Annotated in this window: 18 protein-coding genes, 2 tRNA genes and 2 rRNA genes; 2 read left to right on the forward strand and 20 right to left on the reverse strand. The window is 35.7% G+C overall.

The genetic code is table 11. The features are described 5' to 3' along the window. Window positions 1–72: 72 nt before the first annotated feature. The 5 genes from CVIC12175_RS05885 to CVIC12175_RS05905 all read right to left on the reverse strand — a co-directional run bounded on the left by CVIC12175_RS05885 (window position 73) and on the right by CVIC12175_RS05905 (window position 6,201). Window positions 73–2,978: ribosomal RNA gene (locus tag CVIC12175_RS05885) — 23S ribosomal RNA — on the reverse strand. Window positions 2,979–3,435: 457 nt separating this feature from the next. After that, window positions 3,436–4,068, reverse strand: coding sequence for a LysE/ArgO family amino acid transporter (locus CVIC12175_RS05890; protein WP_086315917.1), 633 nt, complete (start codon window positions 4,066–4,068; stop codon window positions 3,436–3,438). Window positions 4,069–4,070: 2 nt separating this feature from the next. Next, entirely contained in the window at window positions 4,071–4,424 is a 354-nt protein-coding gene (locus tag CVIC12175_RS05895) for an ACT domain-containing protein (RefSeq protein ID WP_086315918.1), read from the reverse strand. A gap of 87 nt (window positions 4,425–4,511) precedes the next feature. Further along, window positions 4,512–4,588, reverse strand: a tRNA-Ile gene (locus CVIC12175_RS05900). A gap of 101 nt (window positions 4,589–4,689) precedes the next feature. Then, window positions 4,690–6,201: ribosomal RNA gene (locus tag CVIC12175_RS05905) — 16S ribosomal RNA — on the reverse strand. The 16S and 23S rRNA genes sit together here with 1 tRNA gene alongside, the layout of an rRNA operon. 430 nt (window positions 6,202–6,631) lie before the next feature. On the opposite strand from CVIC12175_RS05905, the gene CVIC12175_RS05910 reads away from it, so the two are divergent. Continuing rightward, window positions 6,632–8,431, forward strand: a complete 1,800-nt coding sequence (locus CVIC12175_RS05910; RefSeq protein ID WP_086257430.1) for a menaquinone biosynthesis decarboxylase — start codon at window positions 6,632–6,634, stop codon at window positions 8,429–8,431. Then, window positions 8,431–9,189, forward strand: a complete 759-nt coding sequence (gene murI / locus CVIC12175_RS05915; RefSeq protein WP_086257429.1) for a glutamate racemase — start codon at window positions 8,431–8,433, stop codon at window positions 9,187–9,189. The genes CVIC12175_RS05910 and murI overlap by 1 nt, the downstream gene beginning before the upstream one ends. Window positions 9,190–9,229: 40 nt before the next feature. Here the strand turns inward: murI and CVIC12175_RS05920 are convergent, their stop codons facing one another. The 15 genes from CVIC12175_RS05920 to nifJ form a co-directional block, all read right to left on the reverse strand. Further along, on the reverse strand, window positions 9,230–10,447 hold the full coding sequence (locus CVIC12175_RS05920; RefSeq protein ID WP_086303098.1) for a tetratricopeptide repeat protein: 1,218 nt from the start codon (window positions 10,445–10,447) through the stop codon (window positions 9,230–9,232). A 28-nt stretch (window positions 10,448–10,475) separates the two neighbouring features. Beyond that, entirely contained in the window at window positions 10,476–12,284 is a 1,809-nt protein-coding gene (gene glmS, locus CVIC12175_RS05925; protein ID WP_086303096.1) for a glutamine--fructose-6-phosphate transaminase (isomerizing), read from the reverse strand. 3 nt (window positions 12,285–12,287) lie between these two features. Continuing rightward, a complete protein-coding gene (locus CVIC12175_RS05930; protein WP_086315919.1) occupies window positions 12,288–14,696 on the reverse strand; it encodes a nucleotidyltransferase family protein in 2,409 nt (802 codons plus the stop codon). A gap of 201 nt (window positions 14,697–14,897) precedes the next feature. Continuing rightward, window positions 14,898–16,205, reverse strand: coding sequence for a major outer membrane protein (locus tag CVIC12175_RS05935; protein ID WP_086315920.1), 1,308 nt, complete (start codon window positions 16,203–16,205; stop codon window positions 14,898–14,900). Window positions 16,206–16,225: 20 nt separating this feature from the next. Then, window positions 16,226–16,798 (reverse strand): c-type cytochrome, encoded by a 573-nt coding sequence (locus tag CVIC12175_RS05940; protein WP_086315921.1) that lies wholly within the window; start codon window positions 16,796–16,798, stop codon window positions 16,226–16,228. A 676-nt stretch (window positions 16,799–17,474) separates the two neighbouring features. After that, complete coding sequence (locus CVIC12175_RS05945) at window positions 17,475–18,701, reverse strand: major outer membrane protein (RefSeq protein WP_086315922.1); 1,227 nt, start codon at window positions 18,699–18,701, stop codon at window positions 17,475–17,477. Between the two features lie 224 nt (window positions 18,702–18,925). Then, window positions 18,926–19,016: transfer RNA gene (locus CVIC12175_RS05950), tRNA-Ser, on the reverse strand. A 43-nt stretch (window positions 19,017–19,059) separates the two neighbouring features. Further along, window positions 19,060–19,740 carry an orotidine-5'-phosphate decarboxylase gene (gene pyrF, locus CVIC12175_RS05955; protein ID WP_086255552.1) on the reverse strand — a complete coding sequence of 227 codons (681 nt, stop codon included), beginning with the start codon at window positions 19,738–19,740 and terminating at the stop codon, window positions 19,060–19,062. Beyond that, the gene (nusB, locus tag CVIC12175_RS05960) at window positions 19,737–20,135 is read right to left on the reverse strand and encodes a transcription antitermination factor NusB (RefSeq protein ID WP_086249072.1); all 399 of its coding nucleotides are present in this window, start codon (window positions 20,133–20,135) and stop codon (window positions 19,737–19,739) included. Before nusB ends, pyrF begins: the two co-directional genes overlap by 4 nt. Window position 20,136: 1 nt before the next feature. Next, window positions 20,137–20,607, reverse strand: coding sequence for a 6,7-dimethyl-8-ribityllumazine synthase (ribH, locus tag CVIC12175_RS05965; protein ID WP_086247246.1), 471 nt, complete (start codon window positions 20,605–20,607; stop codon window positions 20,137–20,139). Between the two features lie 9 nt (window positions 20,608–20,616). After that, window positions 20,617–20,940 carry a DMT family transporter gene (locus CVIC12175_RS05970; protein ID WP_180382976.1) on the reverse strand — a complete coding sequence of 108 codons (324 nt, stop codon included), beginning with the start codon at window positions 20,938–20,940 and terminating at the stop codon, window positions 20,617–20,619. After that, window positions 20,937–21,263: a DMT family transporter gene (locus tag CVIC12175_RS05975; protein WP_086256625.1), complete on the reverse strand. Its 327-nt coding sequence runs from the start codon at window positions 21,261–21,263 to the stop codon at window positions 20,937–20,939. The genes CVIC12175_RS05970 and CVIC12175_RS05975 overlap by 4 nt, the downstream gene beginning before the upstream one ends. Next, window positions 21,256–22,056: a 3-deoxy-8-phosphooctulonate synthase gene (gene kdsA / locus CVIC12175_RS05980; RefSeq protein WP_086315923.1), complete on the reverse strand. Its 801-nt coding sequence runs from the start codon at window positions 22,054–22,056 to the stop codon at window positions 21,256–21,258. Before kdsA ends, CVIC12175_RS05975 begins: the two co-directional genes overlap by 8 nt. Window positions 22,057–22,108: 52 nt before the next feature. Continuing rightward, window positions 22,109–23,002: a DMT family transporter gene (locus tag CVIC12175_RS05985; RefSeq protein WP_086256624.1), complete on the reverse strand. Its 894-nt coding sequence runs from the start codon at window positions 23,000–23,002 to the stop codon at window positions 22,109–22,111. A gap of 307 nt (window positions 23,003–23,309) precedes the next feature. Continuing rightward, a complete protein-coding gene (gene nifJ, locus CVIC12175_RS05990; protein WP_086315924.1) occupies window positions 23,310–26,861 on the reverse strand; it encodes a pyruvate:ferredoxin (flavodoxin) oxidoreductase in 3,552 nt (1,183 codons plus the stop codon). Window positions 26,862–26,960 lie beyond the last annotated feature (99 nt).

The raw sequence follows: 26,960 nt of genomic DNA on the forward strand, positions 1-26,960 counted from the left end.
AAAATCACTGTTTTAATATCAAACAGAACCTATAAGAATAAAAGTTTATCCTTAACAAGGAAGTGATGCTTATAAGATAAGCAAACGAGCTATTAGTACTGGTCAGCTAAAGGACTCTCATCCATTACACACCCAGCCTATCAAACTAGTAGTCTACTAGAGCTCTTAAAAGAAGATTCATCTTGGAGTTGGCTTCGAGCTTAGATGCTTTCAGCTCTTATCACATCCCAGCTTAGCTACTCAGCGATGCTCTTGGCAGAACAACTGATACACCAGTGGCTGGTTCAACCCGGTCCTCTCGTACTAGGGTCAACTCTCCTCAATCTTCTTACGCCCACGGCAGATAGGGACCGAACTGTCTCACGACGTTCTGAACCCAGCTCGCGTACCGCTTTAAATGGCGAACAGCCATACCCTTGGGACCTGCTCCAGCCCCAGGATGCGATGAGCCGACATCGAGGTGCCAAACCTCCCCGTCGATGTGAGCTCTTGGGGGAGATCAGCCTGTTATCCCCGGGGTACCTTTTATCCTTTGAGCGATGGCCCTTCCACACAGAACCACCGGATCACTAAGACCGACTTTCGTCTCTGCTTGACATGTACGTCTCGCAGTTAAGCTGGCTTATGCCTTTATACTCTACGAACGATTTCCAACCGTTCTGAGCCAACCTTTGTAAGCCTCCGTTACATTTTGGGAGGCGACCGCCCCAGTCAAACTACCCACCAGACATTGTCCTACTTGAGGATAACTCAAGCTAGTTAGCTACCCAAATAAAGAAGAGTGGTATCTCAACAATGGCTCACCATAAACCAGAGTCTATGGATCAAAGCCTCCCACCTATCCTGCGCATCTTTATCCAAATAGCAGTGTCAAGCTGTAGTAAAGGTCCACGGGGTCTTTCCGTCTTGCCGCGGGTAGGAGGAATTTTCACCTCCACTACAATTTCACTGGATCCCTCTTTGAGACAGCTCCCATCTCGTTACGCCATTCATGCAGGTCGGTATTTAACCGACAAGGAATTTCGCTACCTTAGGACCGTTATAGTTACGGCCGCCGTTTACTCGGGCTTCGATCAAGAGCTTCGCTAATGCTAACCCCATCAATTAACCTTCGAGCACCGGGCAGGCGTCACACCCTATACATCCTCTTACGAGTTAGCAGAGTGCTGTGTTTATGGTAAACAGTCGGGAGGGACTCTTTGTTGTAACCTTCAATGCTTTGGGAGTAAATCTTAATACACTGGTAGGCACACCTTATACCGAAGATACGGTGCTATTTTGCAGAGTTCCTTAAAGAGAGTTCTTCCACGCGCCTTAGAATACTCATCCCACCCACCTGTGTCGGTTTACGGTACGGGCAATTATTACTAAACTTAGAAACTTTTCTTGGCTCGATAGTATCATGGATTCTCCATCTACTCCGAAGAGCGTCAAGAGCCTTTGAGGTCTCGGATAGAGAGTTACGGATTTGCCTATAACTCAACCTACGCCCTTAGACTAGCACTTCCATCCGCTAGCTCCACTAACTTTAAGCGTCCTTCCATCGCACATAATAATTGGTATCGGAATATTAACCGATTTTCCATCGCATACCCCTTTCGGACTTTGCTTAGGACCCGACTAACCCTACGATGACGAGCATCGCGTAGGAAACCTTGGGTTTACGGCGCCCAGGATTCTCACCTGAGTTATCGCTACTCATGCCTGCATGCTCACTTCTATCCGCTCCAGCACTCCTTACCGGTATACCTTCAACGCTGAATAGAACGCTCTCCTACCACTTGTAAAAACAAGTCTAAAGCTTCGGTACTCATTTTAGCCCCGTTATATTTTCCGCGCAGAATCACTAGACCAGTGAGCTATTACGCTTTCTTTAAAGGATGGCTGCTTCTAAGCCAACCTCCTGGTTGTTTCAGTAACTCCACATCGTTTTCCACTTAAATGAGATTTAGGGACCTTAGCTGTTAGTCTGGGTTGTTCCCCTCTCGACGACGGATTTTATCACTCGCCGCCTGACTGCTGTGATTACACTTTGCGCATTCGGAGTTTGATAGGGTTTGGTACATTGGTGTATGCCCTAGCCCATTCAGTGCTCTACCTCACAAAGTTACTACACAACGCTATACCTAAATATATTTCGGAGAGAACCAGCTATCACGATGTTTGATTGGCCTTTCACCCCTATCCACAAGTCATCAGGAGCCTTTTCAACGGCCGTCTGTTCGGTCCTCCACTGGCTCTTACACCAGTTTCAACCTGCTCATGGATAGATCACATCGTTTCGGGTCTGCAGCATCTGACTATACGCCCTATTAAGACTCGCTTTCGCTACGGCTCCGGGTTTCCTTAACCTCGCCAGACACCACAACTCGCAGGCTCATTATGCAAAAGGCAGTCCATCACCCTGATAAATCATAGGGCTCTGAATGATTGTAAGCAAATGGTTTCAGGTTCTATTTCACTCTGATCACCTCAGTTCTTTTCACCTTTCCCTCACGGTACTTGTGCACTATCGGTCTAGTAGTAGTATTTAGGGTTGGATAGTGGTCTACCCAGCTTCAGACAGGATTACACGTGTCCCGCCCTACTCAGGATCCTGCTAAGTATAAACGCACTTTCATATACGGGAGTATCACCCTCTACGCTTAAGCTTTCCAGCTTATTCTATTAGTTTGTTTAAGTCTATATTGCAGTCCTACAACCCCACTAGCAAGCTAGTGGTTTGCCCTCTTACGCGTTCGCTCGCCGCTACTAGCGTAATCTCTTTTGATTTCTTTTCCTGTTGGTACTAAGATGTTTCAATTCCCAACGTTCGCTCCGCATTGCGGTAGTATATATCACTATATACTGGGTTGCCCCATTCAGAAATTCCCGGATCAAAGCCCCTTGACGGCTCCCCGAGACTTATCGCAGCCTGGCACGTCTTTCATCGCCTCTACTAGCCAAGGCATCCACCATTTGCTCTTAGTAGCTTACCTTTTTTATTAGATTATTATGTATATTCTAATTCGCATCACTTCCTTGTTAAAGATAAAGTCTAGTAGATATAAATTAAATAGGTAAATATAAAAATAAACTATTTAATTATTTAAGAATTAATTACTTAATTCTTGTTAATCTATTTAGATTTATAATATTTGAATTTAAATTTAATAAGACGGAAAGCATTAACATACTATTAAGTAAGTTTTAAAAACTTAATAGCTTGTGAAGTTAATATTTATACTCTATATAAACTATATTGGGATAACATAATATAGAGTAGTTGCAATCAAATCAAATTCAAAGCTTTAACAAGTCCTGTAAAATTGTTTTAAATATTAAAACTTGATTGTGACTTTTAACAATGGTAAATTAAATAACTAAACTTTAGAAGTTAAAAGGTTTAACTTGAAAAGTGATTGGAATTATACAAGAGTAATGCTTAAATAATTATTAAATTTCTAATATTTTTAAAAGAAATTTTGCTAGAGTGAAAACAACAAAAAACATAATAATAGCAATAAATATATCTATAATCTTGTTAATTATCGGTTTTGATAAGAAGTGACTAAATTTTTTAGCACCAAAACCTAATGAAAAAAACCAAATAAACGAAGCAGAAAGACTACCAAGTGCAAAAATTATCTTCTCTTTCATATCAAATGTTAGCGCTGAAGCTCCAACCAAAAAAACAGTATCTAAATAAACATGTGGATTTAAAAGCGTAATACAAAGGGTTAAAATAATAGTTTTTTTAATAGAAAAATTTGAATGTTCTATCTCAAATATTACACTATTTTTGGTAGAAAATGCTGAAATTAATGCTGTTATAACATAATAACTAACAAATAAAATTCCAAGAGCTGTGATTAATACATTTACTATCACATTTTTTGCTATAACTTCACCAACACCGAAAATTCCAGCTAATATCAATACAAAATCACACAAAAAACATACAAGGCAAACATAAAATACATTATTTTTAGCTATACCTTGTCGCAAAACAAAAGCGTTTTGAGCTCCAATTGCCATAATAAGCGAAAGTGATAAAAAGAATCCTTTTAAAAAAATAAAATTTTGCATAACTATAATCCAAAAATTTTCTTTACTTTATCAAAATCAAAATCATTTTTATTAACAAAAATATAATCTCTTTCGTAAGCTGATACAACTAATACACTTATACATTCTTCTTTGAGCGGTCTTAATATCTCAAATAGAATGCCGCTTTGTGAAAAATCAAAATTAATATTTTTATAAATTTCATCATTATTAATTTTCGTAAATTTAGAGATATAATCGATTTTGTTTTTATGTAACAAATATAAATCATCTTCATATTCATCATAATATGATTGTAGTTTATTTTGAATTTTTTCTAAATCTAAACCAATGTCAATACAATCAACAATAGTAATAGGAAAAGCTACTTTACTCATTTCTTGCTCCTAAAAATAGGAATTATATAAGATATAAAATAAATTAAGAAAGAGAATAAAAATATTCATTAGCAGAAGAAATATAAATGGTGGGCCTAACAAGACTTGAACTTGTGACCTCACCCTTATCAGGGGTGCACTCTAACCAGCTGAGCTATAGGCCCTTAAAAATAACTATTTTTATATATCAATCCCTCAAACCTAAACAAGTGTGATTGAGACTCCTTTGAAGTGATAATTGTGAGATCATCACTTTGTACTCTAGAAAGGAGGTGATCCAACCGCAGGTTCTCCTACGGTTACCTTGTTACGACTTCACCCCAGTCGCTGATTCCACTGTGGACGGTAACTAGTTTAGTATTCCGGCTTCGAGTGAAATCAACTCCCATGGTGTGACGGGCGGTGAGTACAAGACCCGGGAACGTATTCACCGTAGCATGGCTGATCTACGATTACTAGCGATTCCGGCTTCATGCTCTCGAGTTGCAGAGAACAATCCGAACTGGGACATATTTTATAGATTTGCTCCATCTCGCGATATTGCGTCTCATTGTATATGCCATTGTAGCACGTGTGTCGCCCTGGGCATAAGGGCCATGATGACTTGACGTCGTCCACACCTTCCTCCTCCTTACGAAGGCAGTATATTTAGAGTGCTCAGCCGAACTGTTAGCAACTAAATACGTGGGTTGCGCTCGTTGCCGGACTTAACCGAACATCTCACGACACGAGCTGACGACAGCCGTGCAGCACCTGTCACTAAGTTCTAGCAAGCTAGCACCCTCGTATCTCTACAAGGTTCTTAGGATATCAAGCCCAGGTAAGGTTCTTCGCGTATCTTCGAATTAAACCACATGCTCCACCGCTTGTGCGGGTCCCCGTCTATTCCTTTGAGTTTTAATCTTGCGACCGTACTCCCCAGGCGGTATACTTAATCCGTTAGGTGCATTACTGCCATGACTAGCACAGCAACAACTAGTATACATCGTTTAGGGCGTGGACTACCAGGGTATCTAATCCTGTTTGCTCCCCACGCTTTCACGCATTAGCGTCAGTTAAGTTCCAGCAGATCGCCTTCGCAATGGGTATTCCTGGTGATCTCTACGGATTTTACCCCTACACCACCAATTCCATCTGCCTCTCCCTCACTCTAGATTATCAGTTTCTCAAGCAGTTTAATGGTTGAGCCATTAGATTTCACAAAAGACTTGATAATCCGCCTACGCGTCCTTTACGCCCAGTGATTCCGAGTAACGCTTGCACCCTCCGTATTACCGCGGCTGCTGGCACGGAGTTAGCCGGTGCTTATTCGTTAGGTACCGTCATTGTTCTTCCCTAACAAAAGGAGTTTACGCTCCGAAAAGTGTCATCCTCCACGCGGCGTTGCTGCTTCAGGGTTTCCCCCATTGAGCAATATTCCCTACTGCTGCCTCCCGTAGGAGTCTGGACCGTGTCTCAGTTCCAGTGTGACTGATCATCCTCTCAGACCAGTTATGCGTCATAGCCTTGGTGAGCCATTACCTCACCAACTAGCTGATACAATATAGTCTCATCCTACACCGAAAAAACTTTCCCGACTTAACTTGTGTTAAGAAGGAGTATGGAGTATTAGCAGTCATTTCTAACTGTTGTCCTCCAGTGTAGGGCAGATTAACTATACATTACTCACCCGTGCGCCACTAACTCATAAGAGCAAGCTCTTACTTGTCCGTTCGACTTGCATGTATTAGGCACGCCGCCAGCGTTCACTCTGAGCCAGGATCAAACTCTCCATAAAAAATTAAAGTAGATAAACTACTTAAGTATTATGAAGTTTTAATCTAAAAACTTTATATTATGTATATAAGTGTTGAATCTAATATTATATAATATAGATTCTGGCTCAATCGATCACTTGTTTAGATTTCAAAGATTGACTATAAAAGATAGTTTAACATTATATAAATTAAAAAACAAAAACGATAAAGAGATGATTTAACCAAGTTTAAAAGATGGTTAAGGTGTTTCTCAATTCGTGAGCTGGAATTATATAAGAGATATGCTTAAAAGTTGCTTAAATGGGTGGATACTACTATAAATGTTTTAAATTTTTAAGCAAATTTAATAAAAATTCAAATTTTTATCGTAATTTAACATTTTTTTTAAACTTTTTGCTAAGCGTTTTATATATTATGATAGACTTTCTTTCTTTAAAGTATGGAGAAAATATGCAGTACTATATAAATTTACTCAAAGAAAATAATCTTTTAAAAATAATAGATAAACCTTGCGATATAGATCTTGAGATTGCTCATATTAGTTACATTGAGGTTAAAAAAGATAATTCTAAAGCTATACTATTTACCAATCCTATAAATAAAAACGGTGATAAATTTCATCCAGTAATTACAAATATTTTTGGTAGTTTCAAGGCTTTAGAGCTGATATTTGGGCGAGATGTTGATAATATTGCCAAAGAGATTGCAGCTCTTTTAAAACCTAAAAAACCAAATTCAATGAAAGAAAAATTTGACTTTTTTTCATATCTTTTAGGCTTAAAGTCTATCTTTCCAAAAAGATTAAAAGGCAAAGGCATATCTCAAGAGTGTCAAATGGAGCCAAATTTATATAAGCTTCCAGTTTTAAAAACATGGGATGATGATGGTGGAGCATTCATCACAATGGGGCAAGTTTATACTAAAACTTTAAATGGAACTACGCAAAATTTAGGAATGTATCGTTTGCAAATTCACTCACAAAATGAGCTAGGAATGCATTGGCAAATTCATAAAGATGCAGCTCATTTTTTTCACGAATACAAACAAGCTGGCCAAAAAATGCCTGTAAGCGTTGCCATTGGTGGAGATCCACTATATATATGGTGTGGGCAAGCACCACTACCAAAAAATATTTTTGAATTAATGCTATATGGATTTATTCGTAAAAAACCAGCAAAATTGGTAAAATCACTTACTAATGATATTTATGTACCTTTTGATGCTGATTTTATTATCGAGGGATTTGTAGATCCAAATGAGTTAAAAGATGAAGGAAGATTTGGCGATCATACTGGCTATTATACACCAATAGAGCCATTTCCAGTAATGAAAGTAAGCAAAATTACGCATAAGAAAAATCCAATATTTGCTGCAACTGTCGTGGGCAAGCCTCCTTTAGAAGATAAATATATGGGATATGCAACAGAGCGTATATTTTTACCACTTTTACAAACTACTGCGCCAGATTTGATTGATTATAAAATGCCTGAAAATGGAGTATTTCATAACTTAATATTAGCTAAATTTAATAGTCTTTATCCAGCACACGCTCAGCAGCTTATGCATGCATTTTGGGGCGTTGGTCAGATGAGCTTTGTAAAACATGCTATATTTGTCCCAAGCAATGCGCCTGATTTAGATGATTATGAGAATTTGGCTAAATTTATACTAAATAAATTTAGTCCAAAAAGCTGCCTAATAACAAGTGGAGTTTGCGATCAGCTCGATCATGCTAGTCCAAACTCATGCTATGGAGGCAAACTAGGCATAGATGCATCTATAGACTACTCTACTTTAGCACCAAGCGTGATAAGTAATACCGAACTACTAGATAAATTTAAAAAAATAAGCTCTGATATTTTAGAGGTATATCAATATTTTACCGATACCAAAAATCCAATCTGTATGGTAAAAGTAGATAAAAAATCAAACCTAAAATCTCTTTTTAACTCTCTTTTAACGCTTAAAAGACATTTTAAAATTATAATATTTACAGATATTGATTCAAGAATAGATAATCCATATATGATGGTATGGCGTATTACTAATAGCATTGATGCCCAGCGAGATATATATATAGATGATGAGCAAATTTGCATAGATGCGACTCGCAAAACCATAGATGATGGCTATACAAAAGAGTGGCCTAAAGAGACCAATTGCAATCAAGAAGTTGTTAAAAATTTGATTGATAGAGGCTTGATAGATAATGATACAAAATTATTTGAAAAATTTGAGATATTTGGCTGATGGTTGTAGCAGTATTTGACTCTGGGTTTGGTGGGTTAAGCCTATTATATGAGGCAATGAAAAAGCTTGAGGGGTGTGATTTTATCTATTTTGCTGATAATGAAAATGCACCCTATGGCACTAAAAGCATAGATGAGATAAAAGCACTTAGCATTGATGCGGTTGATTTTTTAGCTAGTAAGGCTGATATTGTAGTCATTGCTTGCAATACTGCTACGAGCGCTGCTGTAAGCGACCTTAGAGAGAAATTTAACATACCAATTATCGGGATGGAACCAGCAGTAAATCTAGGTAAAGACGCAGATGGAGATATCTTAGTTATTGCTACACCTGCTACGATAAAAGGTGTAAAACTAAATGAATTACTAAAAAAATCAAATTTAAATAATAAAACTCATCTTCTGCCAATGCCTAAGCTTGTAGAATTTGCTCAAAATATGGAATTTAACTCACCAAATGTTAAAGAGTATATAAAAAATCAAATATCTAAATTTAATAGTAAAAATATATCTCTTTTAGTCTTAGGTTGCACACATTTTAACTACTTTAAAGATAGTTTTATAGACTTAATGCCAAATTCTAAAATAGTAGATGGAGTTGATGGAACCATAAGGCAGATAAAAAGAAAAATAGATGAGCTTAATAGTAAAGGCAAAAATTTAGATACAAAATTACTATACTACTCATCAAAAAAGCAAAAAGATATAAATTTAATTACCCCATTTCTCTCAAGGCTTGATAAAATGGCTAAAATCTAAGCAAATAAGCTGTGGCAATTATCTGCTTAGATTATTTAATTTATCTATTATTTAATCTTGTATATTCATCACAGCCTTTTTGTAAGCCTAAATCACAAGCCTTACCATAATACTCCTTGGCTATAGCATTATCTTTCTTTACGCCTTTACCTTCTTCATATAAGGACCCAAGAGCACCGCAACCATTTGCATTGCCACCATCACAAGCTTTTTTAAATAGTTCAGCAGCTTTTTGGTAATCCTGTTTTACTCCTTGACCTTTATAATATAAATTCCCAAAAAGACCGCAACCATTTGAATCGCCATCATCACAAGCTTTTTTAAATAGTTCAGTAGCTTTTTGGTAATCCTGTTTTACTCCTTGACCTTTTATGTATAAAATTCCAAGTAAAGTGCAAGCACGTGCATTACCATCACAGGCTTTTTGCAATAATTTGGTAGCTTTGTGGTAATTTTGCTTTACACCTTTACCGTCTCTATATAAAACCCCAAGATTAGAACAACCAAGCATATAATCGCCATCACAGGCTTTTTGATATAACTCAGCAGCCTTTTGATAATTCTGTTCTACACCATAACCATTTTCATATAAAACCCCAAGATTAGGGCAACCAACCACATAATCGCCATCACAGCCTTTTTGATATAACTCGAGAGCTTTTTGATAATTCTGTTCTACGCCATAACCATTTCTATGCAAATGTCCAAGCAAAACGCAACCCATTATATTATCACCATTACAGGCTTTTTGGTATGACTCAGCAGCTTTTTGATAATTCTGTTCTGCACCTTTGCCATATGCATATGAGAACCCAAGATTAAAGCAACCATCCACATTATTACCTTCACATGCTTCTTGATATAGTTTAAAAGCTTTTTGGTAATCTTGTCTTACGCCTTTTCCGGTTGCATACAGTTTTCCAAGAAAATTACAACCATACATTTCGCCATTATTACAGGATTTTTGATATAACTTAGCAGCTTTTTGATAATTTTGCTCTACGCCTTTACCGTCTCTATACAAATCAGCAAGAATAAGGCAACTAAATCGAGAGCTGCCATCACAAGATTTTTTAAATAATTCAGCAGCTTTTTGGTAATCCTGTTTTACACCTTTGCCAGTATAATATAACTTTCCAAGAGAAAAGCAAGCATCCATATCTCCATTATTGCAAGAGCTTTCTAGCTTTTTAGGATCCATATCCTTAGCCACAATCACGCTAAAAAGTAGCCCAATGATTAAAATGATCTTTTTCATCAATATCCTTTAACAAATAAATTTAATTCTACTCCACCGTTACACTCTTAGCAAGATTGCGTGGCATATCTACATCATTACCCAATCTAATAGAAATCTCAAGTGCAAATAACTGCAACACAACCATAATCTCAAAAAACTCACTCATAGGATGAGAGTGCGAATTAATCCTAATAAAATCATCGCTTAGCTCAAATTCAATCGGAGAGATAGTCGTGATAAATGCATCTCTAGCTGCAAGCTCTTCTACATTTGATTTAGTCTTATCATATAAGATAGTTTGTGGTAATAATGCAATCGTATATAACCCCTCATCTGCTAAGGCTATTGGCCCATGCTTCATCTCTCCAGCTGGATAACCTTCAGCATGTAAATAGCTAATCTCTTTTAATTTTAACGCACCTTCAAGAGCTAATGGATAAAAAATATCCCTTCCGATAAAGAAAAATCCATGTCCATGCACATAATGCTTAGCTTTGCGATAAATTTTTTCTTGCAAACTTTTATCAAAATTTACCACGCTTGGGATATTTCGAAGAGCGCTTATCTCATCTTGTAAAACTTTAGTGCTTATAGTGCCACGAACTTTAGCAAGTTTTAGAGCTAACATCCATAAGCAGATCATCTGAGTAGCAAAAGCTTTAGTACTTGCTACGCCTTTTTCTATACCTGCACGAGTTAGTAAAACCTCTTTAGCCATTCTAACAATACTTGAATTATCCACATTACAGATGGCTAAAGTTTTTAAATTTGAGTTTTTAGCAATTTTTAAAGCCTCTAAAGTATCTGCCGTTTCGCCACTTTGGCTAATTACTACAAATAGCGAATTTGGATTTAAAAACGGCTCTTTATATCTAAATTCACTAGCAACTACCACAGTAGCTCTAATCTTAGCTAATCTTTCTAGCAGATAACTAGCAGCTAGTGCTGCATGATAGCTTGTACCGCAAGCACATAGCACTATCTCATCAATGCCATCAAGCACACTCTCATCTATATCTAAGCTCAAATCATCATCGCTTAATCTTCCCATTAAACACTCAGCAATCACTTGAGACTGCTCATAGATCTCTTTTTCCATAAAAAATCTATAACCATCTTTTAACGCATAGCCTTTATCTTTTGGCAACTCGCTAAAGCTCAATTTTACTTCATTATCATTTTCATCATATATATTTAAACTTCCAAGTTTTACTACGCCATATGTGCCATCTTCAAGATATATCGCGTCTTTAGCCAAACCAATAAGTGGAGAATCTGAACTAGATAGATAAAACTCATCAGCATCTCTAGCGATGATAAGTGGAGCTGCATTTTTAGCAAAAAACAACTCACCAGGAGCTGCCTTAGTTACAAGCAAAGTAGCATATGCACCTTTTAATCTTGATATAGTCTTTTTATATGCATCAAATGGAGTTTTAGCACTTTTATTATACTCTTCAAAAAGATGAACAATAACCTCAGTATCAGTTTGACTTAAAAACTTCACTCCAGCTGCTTCTAGCTCATCTTTTAGCTCTTTGTAATTTTCTATAATACCATTATGGATAACAAAGCTATACTCACCAAGATGTGGATGAGCGTTAATCTCAGTAGGCTTTCCATGCGTTGCCCATCTAGTATGACCGATAGCTACGCCAAAGCCTTTAGACTCATAATCTTTCATCTTATTGGCTAAATTTTCAAGTTTTCCAACAGCCTTATAATATCCTATCTCATCGCCACTAGCTATAGCCATTCCAGCACTATCATAGCCACGATATTCTAACTCTTTAAGTCCATTTAATATAATATTTTTTTTCTCTTTATTACCAATATAACCAACAATTCCACACATATTTTACTCCGTTATAATCTCTTTTAAAAATTGATCTATTTTATCTTTTAGCTTATCTTCTATATGTAGAAGTAGCACATTTCTGGTGCGATTTTTGATAGTTTGTATTCTAGCATTTGCTAACTTAATTTGGAATTTACTAAGCATACTTAGGATATAAACCATAAAACCACGCTGATCTTTTGAATTTATATTTAGCTTAGCATAATTTTGTGAATAATTCATATCAAAACTAATCTCATTAGATAAAATAACTGGTTTATCACACTGCGGATTATCTTTAGAGCATAAAGCTTGGATAATTTGGTTTTGACTATTTTCAATCTTAGAATTATAATCAAGCCTTATATAACTCTTACCATCAAAAAGCTCAAAAATCTCCATATAAGCAAGATCTAAATTGCGTAACTCCCATAAAACCATAGCCATATTCCAGCTGCTTTTAGTGATAATTTTTACGCTATGGCTTGTTAATTCTAGATTTATATTTGAGCAATCATTAGCCTTAAGTGCGATATCGATAATTTGCTGCTGAGTATATTTAAGAAAGAGCAAATTTGACTCTATGGCCAAAATTCTATCTTTTATCTGCTTATCTAATGATATAAATTCTTTTTGCTTTTTTAAAAGCTCAATCTTTTTAGTACGCTTACTTACGATATCTATTAGATTCTCATCACTATCAAAAGCGCTTAAAGCACTATCATAAATTTGGCGTAGCTTAGCATTTTGTGTAGCGCTAAATGGGTGTGAATTCTTAGCTTTTAATCTAGCATAACTTAAGATATATAACAATTTTAAAGCTTGTTTTTCTTTAATAGAGCTTACTAGGCTTAGCATTGCTGATTCATTAATCGGCTCTGAAAGTAGATCTATAAGCTGATTTTGATTTTTAATCAAATTCATACCCATATTTATGGTCTTTTGCATTAAATCTAATTTAACACAATATGAACGAAATATATTAGCACTACTTGTATAATTCATTGAGGCTTTATGCATAAGAGCTACTAGCTTTAAGAGCATTTTGCCATTAGCACACAAATCAGCATAAAGACTAAAGACAAATTTATCCTCAATGCTCTCTAGCTCACCCACAACTGCTATACAGCTCTCATCTAGACTATACTCGCCCTCCAAGCTAGCAAGATGTGAGCTAAATTCCATTGGTTTAATAATTTTAAGAAGCTTTGAACTATCTAAAAGAAGCTTTAAAATATCCTTACTATGCTTACGATTTAATATCTTTTTTAGCCCTTCATAGACCTTTGTAGAGCTACTATCTTCTAGGCGTTTTATATATATTAAAGCACTTATATCAAAAGCAAGCTCAACATCAGGCAATAGGCTTAATTCTTTAAGGACAAGCTCAAAATCTTTTGGCTTTTTACAGCTTGGCACATAGATAGTATTTGCAATATTATATATCCCATTTGAAAGCCTACAAATTCTAGCAGTACCTAAAGATATTCTTACGCCAAAAGCGCGCCTTGCTAGATATCTTGAATAGATATATATAGTATGCATTGCCCATAGGCATTTACTTAGGAGTATCTCTTGAGGGCTTAGGCCCTTTTTTGCTTTGGTTTGCATAATTTTAGTTACAGAATCTAGATATTCACGACCTAAAATTTCGCCACCACCACTAATTTGCAAGGCTGAGCGTAGCGAACTAATATAATCAAATGCTAAATTCATCTCGCTTAATTCATTTTCATCTATATATTTTAATGCATTAGATTTTAATGTGCTGCCAAAGAGACTAAATAGCCAAAACGCCCTTTTATAATCCATAAATCCACCACTACCATTAAGCAAATTTGGACTACAATCTAAATAGTGCGGACAACTCATCGGCTCAAGCTTATTTAAATGATAACGAATTAGCTCATCTTTTTTATCTTTATTGATTTGAGTAATTTGAGTTTTAATATTTTTATATAGAATTTTTGAGCCACATACTAGACGAATATGACTAAACAATACAGCCAGCTCGATATCATCGCAGATCGCACTTAGCTCATCTTGTTCATATAGCTTTGCTTCTATATCTAAGCCTACATTTTTTAGAATTTGCAAATATCTTTGAGCAATAGCTTTAGAATTATAGCCTAATTCATTTTTATAGATTATAGCTAGGTCAATTCTGCTTTTAACACTCATTTCGCCAAGCGCATAACTACCGATAGCCACCACACACAAAGGCACACTATCATCACTTAGTATAAACTCACCAAATGAATCTAATTTAACTATATCAAAGGCTGATTTTAAAAATTTATCTATCTCTTTGGCTTGATAAATTCCATAATTCCTACCACCAAGTTTTATAAATTGACCTTTTAAGCTCTCTTTACATTTTGCTATATCTTCTTTTAATTTCACATTTGTCTTATTTTTACTTGATCTCATCTACTTCCTTTGGTGGTATTTTATCTAAATTTGATTAATACATCTCTTTGTAATAAGATACAAATAGGTAGGTTTTAAAATTAAAATACTATCTTAGCATAGAGCAAAACAACCCTTTAATGGATATTAAAGTAATGATGATTAAATTGAATTAAAATAAAGCCTAGCCTTTTAGCTAGGCTTGTAGTAGTTTAATTTAAATTAAAAGTTATATCTAGCTTCAAATCTTAAGTGTTGATTATCGCTAGCCTCATTATCTCCGTTCATATATGAGTACCAAGCTTTGAAGTTAAGTTTTTTGCTATATTTATAATCTACTCTAGCTACTGCTTCATATGCATCTACAGTTGAGTTTGGCTCAATATTTTTTATTTCATTATAGACAACCCTCATACCTACATAATCAGCGCCTACTCTTACTTTATTAGCAAATGTATAACCAGCAGTTGCAAAATAAGCTGATAAATCACCATCTATAAATGTATAATCTAGCAGATCTTCACCAGCTGTGATAAAGCCCCCTTGATCTTCAAATGAGATTAAAGAATATCCATTATCTTTAGTATTTATGTTTATATAACCTACACTACCATCAAAGCCAAAGCCTTTAGCACCTAATTTAGCAGCTAAAAATGTAGCATCATCTAAATTCAGATCTGCCATTTCATATTTAGCTGGAACTTGCGTAGGGTCATATACTACTGCTCTAGCACTATTAGCCCACATACTCGAACCAGCAGCTTGAGCTTGCAAGCTTAGATCTACATCGCCTATATTAGCGCCTAGAGTTACATCAGCAGCGTATAGCTGGGCTACGCTATCAAGTGCGCTATACCATAGTTGGAAGCTAATAGGGTCATATGAGCCAATAGCAGCTACGCCATATAGATTTCTATCAGTTACATACTCTAGTTTGCCACTAATTTCGCCATCAAGATCAAGAGTTGCTTTTGCATTACCTAAAATAAAAGCACTTGAACCAATATCGCTATCACCTTGCAAATTATCAAACGCCATACCAACTAAAGTTAATCCGCCAATATCACTATTAAGCACCTTAATACCAGTTCCCACCATATCATCAGTAAAAAATGTGCCTAGAACTTGGCGACCAGCTGTAAGGGTAGTATTACCAGCTGTATATCCTAGATAGAATTGGCGAATATTAAATGTTTGACCGAAGCTATCCTCACCCCTATCATCTACGCCAACCATAGTTTTAGAATTAACATTTTCACCTGAGCTATCAACGCTATCATATCTAAAGCCAATAACACCAAAAAATCTATCATCTAAAGTAGCCTTAAAATCAATATCAGATGTAAATCTATGTTCATTATCTGTATCTTCAAAAGATGCTAGTTTTGCATTTTGACTATCAAATCTATATCTTGCATAACCTGTTACTTCTACATTTTTAATAGCTTCTTCAAGTGATGTAGCGTTTGCTAAATTTGCTAAAGCACCTGCAGCTATGATTGTAGCTAAGCTTAGTTTGGTTAATCTCATTTTATTACCTTTGTGTTGTTTTACTCTAAATAGCTACCTTGAGTAGTTGGGGTAGTTTTGATATCATCATTTTCATCTTCATCTATGGCAAAGGCATTATCGCCTTTTAAATAGGCTATTATATGGCCTAAATCTTTTAGACTCATCTTAATTGCAATTGGTCTCATTAGATACTTCAATCTACCACCATACTGAGCATCACCTCTATATCCAGCCATTGAGTCAGCTATATCATCTCCACTCATATCGCTTAATCTTTCTGAAACTGACATAGCCCTTTTAGTGCCTTTTTCGCCGTGGCAGGATTTGCAGTTTTTATCATATAATTCTTTGCCTTTATCGCTGTTATAATTAGCATTTTTATTTATACCAATATTTATAAATCTATCATCTTCATCATCTTCAAATTTAGATGGCTGTTTATTGCTATTTTCATATACTTTTACGCTTAGGTTATTATCTTTGGCGTGTTTTTCTACTAGGGCTTTTAACTCCTTGCCAAACTCTCCATCAGCTTCTATTATATAGCTATCATTTGCAGCTATTAGGTTTGAGGCTATTAGTAATGGTATCGCCCATTTTGCTATTTTCATTTTTTTCCTTTTGTTTTAATATGCTATTATCAATTTATTATTACTACAATTATAAGCCATTGCAAAATTTTAATTAGCAACTATAAGGTATGATTTTATCTAAATTTGACTTTAAGAAATTTGAATTTATTTAGTATTTTTTTACCCTTTTGTAATTATAAATTCTATTGTCCAAATCGCAAAAAATCACACTATGAGTGAGCATAACAATATTTTAAATTTTGATTCAATAGACAAATTCAAATCAAAAATCAAATTCACTAAGCTAAAAATATTTTAAAATAAATTAGGATATAATCACGCTTGAGGGTTTGCCACAAGGTCCGACCCTTGTGGCAAATTTACGCCCCAAAAGGAGCGATAATGAAGCCACAATTCATTATTGTTGTTATTATACTACTTTGTGTAATAGCTGTCAAGGCTTATTAGTCTTGAGCCTCGCTTATGCGGGGCGATAATGAATTACCTTGTGGTAATTTTTGACTACTTTTATCCAAATTTTTACTAAAATTTTATAAAAAATCTGTGATATTTTATATTTTTAAGTCAATTTTAGCCATTTTGGTTTGTAATGATTGGAATTTATAAAGCTATATGAATTTAATTGATAAAGCATAAAAAAAGGGAGCCTAGCTAAGGCTAGACTCCTGTGAAAATTTAAGATAAAACTCTATAATTAGAAGTTATATCTAGCTTCAAATCTTAGGTGTTTAGCGTCATCTTGACCATTTTCTTGATTTATGTATGAGTACCAAGCTTTGAAGTTAAGTTTTTTGCTGTATTTATAATCTACTCTAGCTACTGCTTCGTATCTATCAACATCTCTTGCAACAACACCGTTAGAGCCTTCACCAGCTACATAGTCAGCACCTACTCTTACTTTATCAGCAAATGTATAACCAGCTGTTAAGAACCAGTATTTATTATCACCTGCAAATGCTGTGTAGTTTAGTAGATCTTCACCAGCATCGATGAAGCTTCCTTGATCTTCAAATGAGATTAGAGAGATTTCATCTGAATCAAATTGTACATAACCTACGCTACCATCAAAGCCAAATGCTTTAGCGCCTAATTCAGCTGCCCAGAAAATAGCATCATCTAATGCTACAGAATTAATCAATCCATTATTATCAAATACACCAGCATTATCTGCCCACATACTTGAACCAGCAACTTGAGCTTGTAGGCTTAGATCTACATCACCTAGGCTAGCACCTACTGTTACATCAGCAGCGTATAGTTGAGCTACGCTATCAAGTGCAGCATACCATAGTTGGAAGCTAACTGGATCATATGAGCCAATAGCAGCTACACCATATAGGTTTCTATCATATACATACTCAGGACGATTAACGTTCTTAGATCCAAGTAATAAATCACCTGTACCGATATCACCATCATCTTGTAGGTTATCAAATGCTATAGCAGCTAGAGTTAGACCGCTGATATCGCTGTTAAGTAGTTTAATACCTGTACCTACCATATCATCAGTGAAGAATGTACCTAGAACTTGGCGACCAGCTGTAATTGTAGTATTACCAGCTGTATATCCTAGATATAATTGGCGAACATTGAATGTTTGACCGAAGCTATCGTTACCTGCATCATCTACGCCCACTTTTGTTTCAGCATCAAATCTTTCACCTGAATTATCAATGCTATCATATCTAAAGCCTAAAACGCCAAAGAAGTTGTCATCTAGAGCAGATTTGAAATTAACATCAGATGTAAATCTATGTTTGTTTGCTGTATTATGACCGTTATCTTTGCTATCAAATCTATATCTTGCATAACCTGTTACATCTACATTTTTAATAGCTTCTTCAAGTGATGCAGCACTTGCTACGCTTGTTAAAGCACCTGCAGCTACGATTGCAGCTAAGCTTAGTTTAACTAATTTCATTTTGTCTCCTTATTAAAATATAGGTTTGAGAATTGTAATGGGTTTTTACTTAATATTTACTGAAATTTAGCCAAATTATTACCGATTATTTACCGATTAATTGATTTTGGGTTGATTTTATACTGAAGATTGCTACAAATTGCTAAAATAATTCTAGTAATGATAAAGGCAGTAATGAATAAAATATGATATAAATAAAAATGGATAAAATATAGTTGAATCAGTGGCGGACAGAGAGGGATTTGAACCCTCGAAGCCCGATTAAGACTTGCACCCTTAGCAGGGGTGTGGTTTCAGCCGCTCACCCATCTGTCCTAAAAAGAACTGGAATTATACAAGTTTTTTACTTAAATGCTACTTAAATTTGAGCCAAAATCTTTTTAGCGATCTCTTTTGGGTTATCTGCTTTATATATAGGTCTTCCAACTACTATAAAATCAGATTGATTTTGAGCTGCTGTGGATAGATCGGCTACTCTTTTTTGATCTGCATTATCCTCGCCAAATGGCCTAATGCCTGGCGTTAAGGTTAAAAACTCTCTACTAGTAGCCTCTTTAATAGCTAGACTTTCATATACTGAACAGACCATACCATCTAAGCCACTTGCGTATGCCATTTGAGACATATTTACTACGCTTTTTTTAATACTAGAGTTATACACAGCCTCAAATCCACTCTCATCAAAGCTAGTAAGAGCTGACACTGCTAAGACTAGTGGCCTACTAGGCAAGGCGTTTAATCTATCCATAACTGTTTGCATAGCTACTGCTCCAGCACTAGCGTGAATATTTATCATATCAGCGCCAACTCTAGATACTACCTCGCAAGCATCTGCCATAGTGTTTGGTATATCATAAATTTTAAGATCTAAAAAGATCTTAAAATCACTAATGCTTTTTAACTCTTCTATAAATTTTGCTCCATCTCGCAAATAGGCTCTAAGTCCAACCTTTAGCCATAAATCAAGCCCTTTAAGCTCTCTAGCTAGTGCTAAACACTCATCTTTTTGCGCCATATCTAATGCGATACAAAGCTTCACTTTTTATCCTTTGCGATAGCGTCTAAAACGCCATTTATAAGCTTGATAGAAGACTCACTGGCTAATTCATTAGCTAGTATCACAGCCTCATTAATCGCAATAGCTGAGTCTATATCGCTATATCTCATCTCATAAGCTCCAAGTCGTAGAATTTGTCTTTCTACGCTACCTATCTCGCCTATTTTCCACTTGCCAAGATAGTTATCTAGCTGTTCATCAATGCTAGATAAATTCTCTAAAATACCATTATATAAGCTGATTGTAAAGCTCTTTTGGTCGTTTCTTATCTTTTTTTCTTCTAAGAAATCATCGCTAAAATGCTCCATCTCGCTACCCATCTCCTTAGCATATAGCAAACTAACGACGCACTGTCTTACTTGATGTCTAGTAGCCATTTTATCCCTTTAAATTTTCATACAAACTAAGCAACTCAATAACTCCAGCCATTGCTTCAAAGCCTTTATTTCCAGCTTTTGAGCCGGCTCTTTCTATGGCTTGTTCTAGATTATCAACTGTTAATACGCCAAAGGTTACTGGCTTAGCGTATTTTAGCGTTATATTTGCTACGCCTTTGGTAGTTTCTGCACTTACATAATCAAAATGTGGAGTAGAACCACGAATTACAGCTCCTACGCATACTACAGCGTCGAATTTACCACTTTCTAGAGCTTTTTGGAGTGCCATTGGTATCTCAAATGCACCAGGGACTAGGATTAAAGATAGATTTTCTTCTTTACCGCCATGGCGTAAAAACGCATCTTTTGCACCTTCTACAAGCCTATCAGTTATAATATGATTAAATCTAGCGTTGATTATAGCTATTTTTTCATTGCCTTTTAGGGCTAAATTACCTTCTATTATATTCATTTTAACTCCTTATATTAATTTTAACATTATTACACTAAAAACTATCAAAAATAGATAAACTGCCTTTTTGATACCTATCTTTTCTTTATTAAATATTACTCCAACTCCAACAGCTCCAACAGCTCCAATCCCAGTCCAAATTGAGTAGGCTACTGACATTGGCAATATATTCATCGCAAAGCTAAGCAGACTTAAAGATATTCCAAAAGTTACTGCTACAAGCATAAAAAGTGCAATCTTTTTGATATTTTGACTTTTTGCCATTTGATTTAAAAATACGACGCCTAAAACCTCGCAAACTCCAGCACCAAGGAGTGCGGCTGTATATATCACGCTTCACTCCTTTTAAGCCCTAAAACGCCGATAATAATAAGCAAAATAAATAAAATCCTAAGGAAACTAATGCTTTGATTATTAAAATAGTTTGTAACTATCTCAGCGCCTACGATGAAAATTGTCCCAAATCCAATAAACATTGTATAAGCTATACTTGCACTAAGATATTTAAAGCTCATCATAAATGCCCAAAAACTAAAACAAACAAGCAAAGCAGTAATCACCCATTCAAATGGTGTATTAGCATACTTTAAGCCATAAGCCCAACCAGCCTCAACGCTAGCTCCACTAATGACCCAAAAAAATCCTTTATTATTCACCTAAGGCGTCCTTGATTTTTTTGATCTGTTCTAAATTTGCCTTAAGAGCTTCAAGATTTAGCATATTTGGCCCATCACACATAGCCTGGCATGGATCAATATGCGTCTCATAAAAGAATCCATCAACTCCCACAGCAGCTGCAGCTCTAGCAAGATATGGCACGAATCTGCTATCTCCACCACTTGTAGAGCCATTAGCGCTTGGCATTTGAACGCTATGAGTTGCATCAAATACAACTGGAGCAAACTCTCTCATAATAGGTAAACTTCTCATATCTACAACTAAATTTCCATAGCCAAATGTAGAGCCTCTTTCGCATAAAAATACTCCATTTGCCTTAGCTGCTTCATAACCAAATTCACTTACTCCACGAGTTTCTAAGACTTTTTTAACGCTGTGTTTCATAGCATCAGGGCTTAGGAATTGGCCTTTTTTGATATTTACTATCGCTTTAGTTTTGGCTGCTGCTACTAATAAATCTGTTTGGCGGCATAAAAATGCTGGTATTTGTAAGGCATCAGCCACTTGAGCTACGGGGCTGGCTTGATAGCTTTCGTGGATATCTGTTAAGATTTTAAAGCCAAACTCACGCTTAACCTCATCTAAAATTTTTAAACCCTCATCAAGTCCTGGCCCCCTAAAGCTACTAATGCTTGTGCGATTAGCCTTATCAAAACTGGATTTAAAATAAAAATCTATCCAATCTAAATCTGCAAACTCTTTAAGCTTACTAGCAACTTTAAATACTAAATCTCTACTTTCTATTACGCAAGGTCCTGCTATTAATATCATTTTTACACCTTAAATTTAATTTTAGCTATGATTATACCCAAATATTGCTAAATTACCGCTCACGAGCAACTAAAATTCCAGCACCAATAATCATTACAATACCTAAAAACGCCCACGCACTAGGCAAAGAATCGCCCAAAATTAGCCCAAAAATCATACTAAAAACTACATCGCTATAGCCTACAGCTGCTACAACTCCAGCTTTTTTACTTGCTGCATAAGCTTTGGTTAGATAAATTTGAAATCCAGTGGCTAATAATCCCATTAATATCACCATTGCCCAACTAGCTAAACTAGGCATAATAAATGGACTGATTAAAAAATCTAAATCTGGCCTATAATAAAAACTCCCTATAATCATAGATAATAAAGGAATAGCACTCCCACATAACATAAATGATAAGACAATAGCACGAGTATCATAGTGCTTTCTAAGTCCTCTAATACTAGTATAGGCAAGAGCTGCACCAATCCCGCTAAGTAGGCCTATATATTCATCTTTGCTTACGCCAAGAGTTGGTTCAATGATAAATAAAATTCCAATAAATCCGATAAAAATCGCAAACCAGCCTAAATAGCTAAGCCTCTCTTTAAAAATAAAAGCAGCTAACAGTGCTGTAAAAATCGGACTGGTTTTAGAAAATGTAAAGGCTGTTGCAAGGTCTATATGAGCAATATTGTAAAAAAATGCATACAGACCAATTGTCCCGATAATTCCACGAAATGCAAGGAGCCAAAACTTTCCACCAGCTTGATGGAGTGGCTTTTTGTAAATCATCCAAATTATTAGCCCAAGGCCTATGATATTGCGAAAAAATACAATCTCAATAGAGCTTAGCTCACTGCTTAAAATCTTAGATAACGCTCCAGTCCCAGCAAAAAGCAAAGAGGCGATCAGCATATAATAAATACCCAAATGGCGAATTAAAAATCTGTTATATCTCATTTTATTACTTAAATTTGATTTAATATTTTTGATGTAATATTAGTTAAATTTATTGAATTTAAAATAAATATAGAAAAAAGCTATGGCTATTTTGGCTTTGAGATTTAAATTTATAAACTTGCAAACCTAGAATTTGATATAAAATCTACATATAAATACAAAAATATTTAAAATAATAAAAATATTAAATGCCACGGAGATTATCCGTGGCGATAAAGGAGTAAAACAAATCAGTCAATAGTAGAATTATATAACTGATTTGGTAAATAATTAGCCAAAAGTCAAAAACTATTGGCTAAATCTAAATTTAAATAAGTTCATCGCTATAATCAGCTGCTGCAAGGCGTTTTAGCTGTCTGTAGCGTCGTTTAGCATCGCTTAAGTTTTGTGCAAATAACTCATCTGCGTGTTGAGGATTTATCTTTTTGAGCGAGTTATAGCGAACTTCATTTAATAAAAACTCCTCATATCTATCCCATTGCGGCTCTTTTGATGTGATTTTAAGAGGATTTTTGCCTTGTGCTACTAGACTTGGGTCATAGACATATGTCGGCCAGTATCCACACGCTGTAGCTAGCTCGGCTTGTTCGCCAGACATTGTCAGACCGCCTTTAATACCATGTGCGATACATGGAGAGTATGCTATGATAAGGCTTGGGCCATCATATGCTTCAGCTGCTGTGATAGCTTTAATCACATTGGCTTGACTAGCATTTAGATTAATTTGAGCTACAAAGATATTTCCATAAGTCATTGAAATTTGACCTAAATCCTTTTTTTGTACGCTTTTACCACTAGCACTAAATTGAGCTACTGAACCGCTGCGGCTTGATTTTGAACTTTGACCGCCTGTATTTGAATAGACTTCAGTATCAAGCACAAGAACATTGACATTTTCACCACTTGCTAATACATGATCTAATCCACCATAACCAATATCATAAGCCCAACCATCGCCTCCGATAATCCATTGAGATTTTTTAGCGATGTATTGTTTTAAGCTTAGAAGCTCTTTGGCTCCTGGGATATCTTGATTTGCCTCAAGGAGTGGAACTAGAGTATCTCTAATACTTTGAGTTACTAATCTATCTTCTTTATTTGCTAACCAGTCATTATATAGAGCTGCAATGGCATTTGGTGCTTTATCTTTGGTATTTAGCATAATATTTTCTACTCTGTGGCGAATAGTTGCAGTAGCTATCTTCATACCCATACCAAACTCGGCATTATCTTCAAATAGTGAGTTTGCCCATGCTACGCCGTTGCCAGTTTTGTTGGATTTTCTATATGGAGATGATGGAGCTGAACCACCATAAATTGAGCTACATCCTGTGGCATTTGCTATCATTAACTGCTCACCAAATAGTCTTGTAACTAAGGTAATATATGGAGTTTCGCCACATCCTGGACAAGCGCCGTGGAATTCAAATAATGGCTGAGCAAAACCTGAGCCTTTTACGCTTTGTTTATTTACAAGATCATCTTTATAGACTACCTTTTTAAATAGATAATCAGCGTTTTCTTGTTCGCCTTTTTCTATCTCGCCATTTAATGGAACCATTACTAGAGATTTTTCTTTGCTTGGACACTCATGGGCGCATAGCTCACAGCCTGTACAATCTAATGGGCTTACTTGAATTTTATATTTTAATCCAGCTAGCTCCTTACCTTTAGCATCAATTGCTCTATCTTTGACACCTTGTGGAGCGTTAGACATTTCATTTTCATCTATTAAAAATGGTCTAATAACTGCGTGCGGACAAACAAATGCACATTGATTACATTGGATACAGTTTTCTCCTATCCATTTTGGCACCATTACGCCTACACCACGCTTTTCAAATTCAGTTGTACCAGATTCAAATGAGCCATCTTCATATCCGACAAAAGCAGATACTGGTAAAGAGTCTCCTCTGGCTGCGTTCATTGGTTTTACGATATTTTCTACAAAGCTACTACCTTTGTATTTATCCTCTTTTATCTCATCTTTTAAATTTATCCAGCTTGGGTCAATCTCAATTTTAACAAGCTCGCTAGCACCTTCATCAATAGCTTTATAGTTCATCTCTACGATTTTGTCGCCTTTTTTATGATATGTTTTATAGGCGTACTCTTTCATATATTTTTGTGCTTCTTCGTAGTTAATAATGCCTGAGAGTTTAAAAAATGCTGATTGCATAATAGTATTTGTACGATTACCTAAACCTATCTCATATGCTAATTTTGTCGCATTTAAGATATAAAAATTGGCATTTTTTTGTGCTAAGATTCGCTTTACCCTATTTGGTATTTTTTCTACTGTTTTTTGTGCATCCCAAATGGAGTTAAGCAAAAATGTACCGCCATCTCTTAATCCATCTACTACATCATAAATATCTAAATATGCAGCAACTGAACAGGCTACAAAATGTGGATTTGATACTAGATATGTAGAGCGGATTGGCTTTTTACCAAATCTTAAATGGCTTCTAGTGTATCCGCCTGATTTTTTACTATCATAGGCAAAATATGCTTGAGCGTATAAGTCGGTTTTATCCCCGATAATTTTAATAGAATTTTTATTAGCTCCTACTGTTCCATCGGCTCCAAGTCCATAAAATAAACACTCAATACAATCGCTATCGCTAAGAGAGATTTTCTCTCCTACTGGTAATGATGTAAATGATACATCATCTACAATACCCACTGTAAAGCCATTTTTAGGTGTATCTAAATTTAAATTCTCATATATAGCAATCATCTGTGCTGGATCAACATCTTTAGAACTTAGACCATATCTGCCGCCTACTATTACTGGGGCGTTTTCTTTGCCATAATATACTGCTTTAATATCTAGATATAATGGCTCTCCTAGACTACCTGGTTCTTTAGTGCGATCTAAAACTGCGATTTTTTCCACAGTTGAAGGGATTACATCAAACATATGCTTAATACTAAATGGTCTATATAGATGAACTTTTAAAACACCTACTTTTTCACCTTTGGAGTTTAGATGATCTACTACTTCTTCAAGAGTTTGAGTTACTGAACCCATAGCTACTATCACTCTAGTCGCATCTGGTGCGCCATAATATACAAATGGAGCATATTTTCTACCTGTAACTTTTGATATTTCATCCATATAATATGCTACGATATCTGGGATTGCATCATAGAATTTATTGGTCAATTCTCTTGTTTGAAAGTATATATCATCGTTTTGTGCTGTGCCTCTGATTTTTGGATTTTCAGGATTCATTGAGTTGCGTCTAAACTCTTCAACAGCCTCTTTATCAAGCAATCTATCAAATACACTATAATCCATTACCTCAATTTTTTGAATTTCGTGGCTTGTTCTAAATCCATCAAAAAAGTGCATAAATGGCACTCTACCTTTAATAGCGCTCAAATGAGCTACTCCAGCTAGATCCATAACCTCTTGAACTGAACCAGTAGCAAGCATAGCAAAACCAGTTTGCCTACATGCGTATATATCTTGATGATCTCCAAAGATAGAAAGAGCTTGTGCTGCAAGAGAACGAGCTGCTACATGGATAACGCCAGGTAGCATTTGACCAGCAATTTTATACATATTTGGGATTTTAAGTAATAAACCTTGAGCTGCTGTAAATGTAGTAGTTAATGCACCAGCTTGAAGACTTCCATGAACCGTGCCAGCTGCACCAGCTTCGCTTTGCATTTCAATAACCTTAACAGGCATACCAAATAAATTTTTCTTACCTTCACTCGCCCAAATATCGACAAAATCTGCCATTGGTGAGCTAGGTGTAATAGGATAAATTCCGGCAACTTCGGTAAAAGCATATGAAGCATAAGCTGCAGCTTCGTTGCCGTCCATAGTTTTCATAATTTTACTCATTTGATTCCTTTCTAAGCTAAATTTTTATATTAAGGAATAAAAATTTAAGACTTATATTAGTTTAATTATTTTTAACTTAAAGTTAGTAATTATATTATA

Source organism: Campylobacter vicugnae (genome assembly GCF_002139875.1).
GTDB classification, from domain to species: Bacteria; Campylobacterota; Campylobacteria; order Campylobacterales; family Campylobacteraceae; genus Campylobacter; species Campylobacter vicugnae.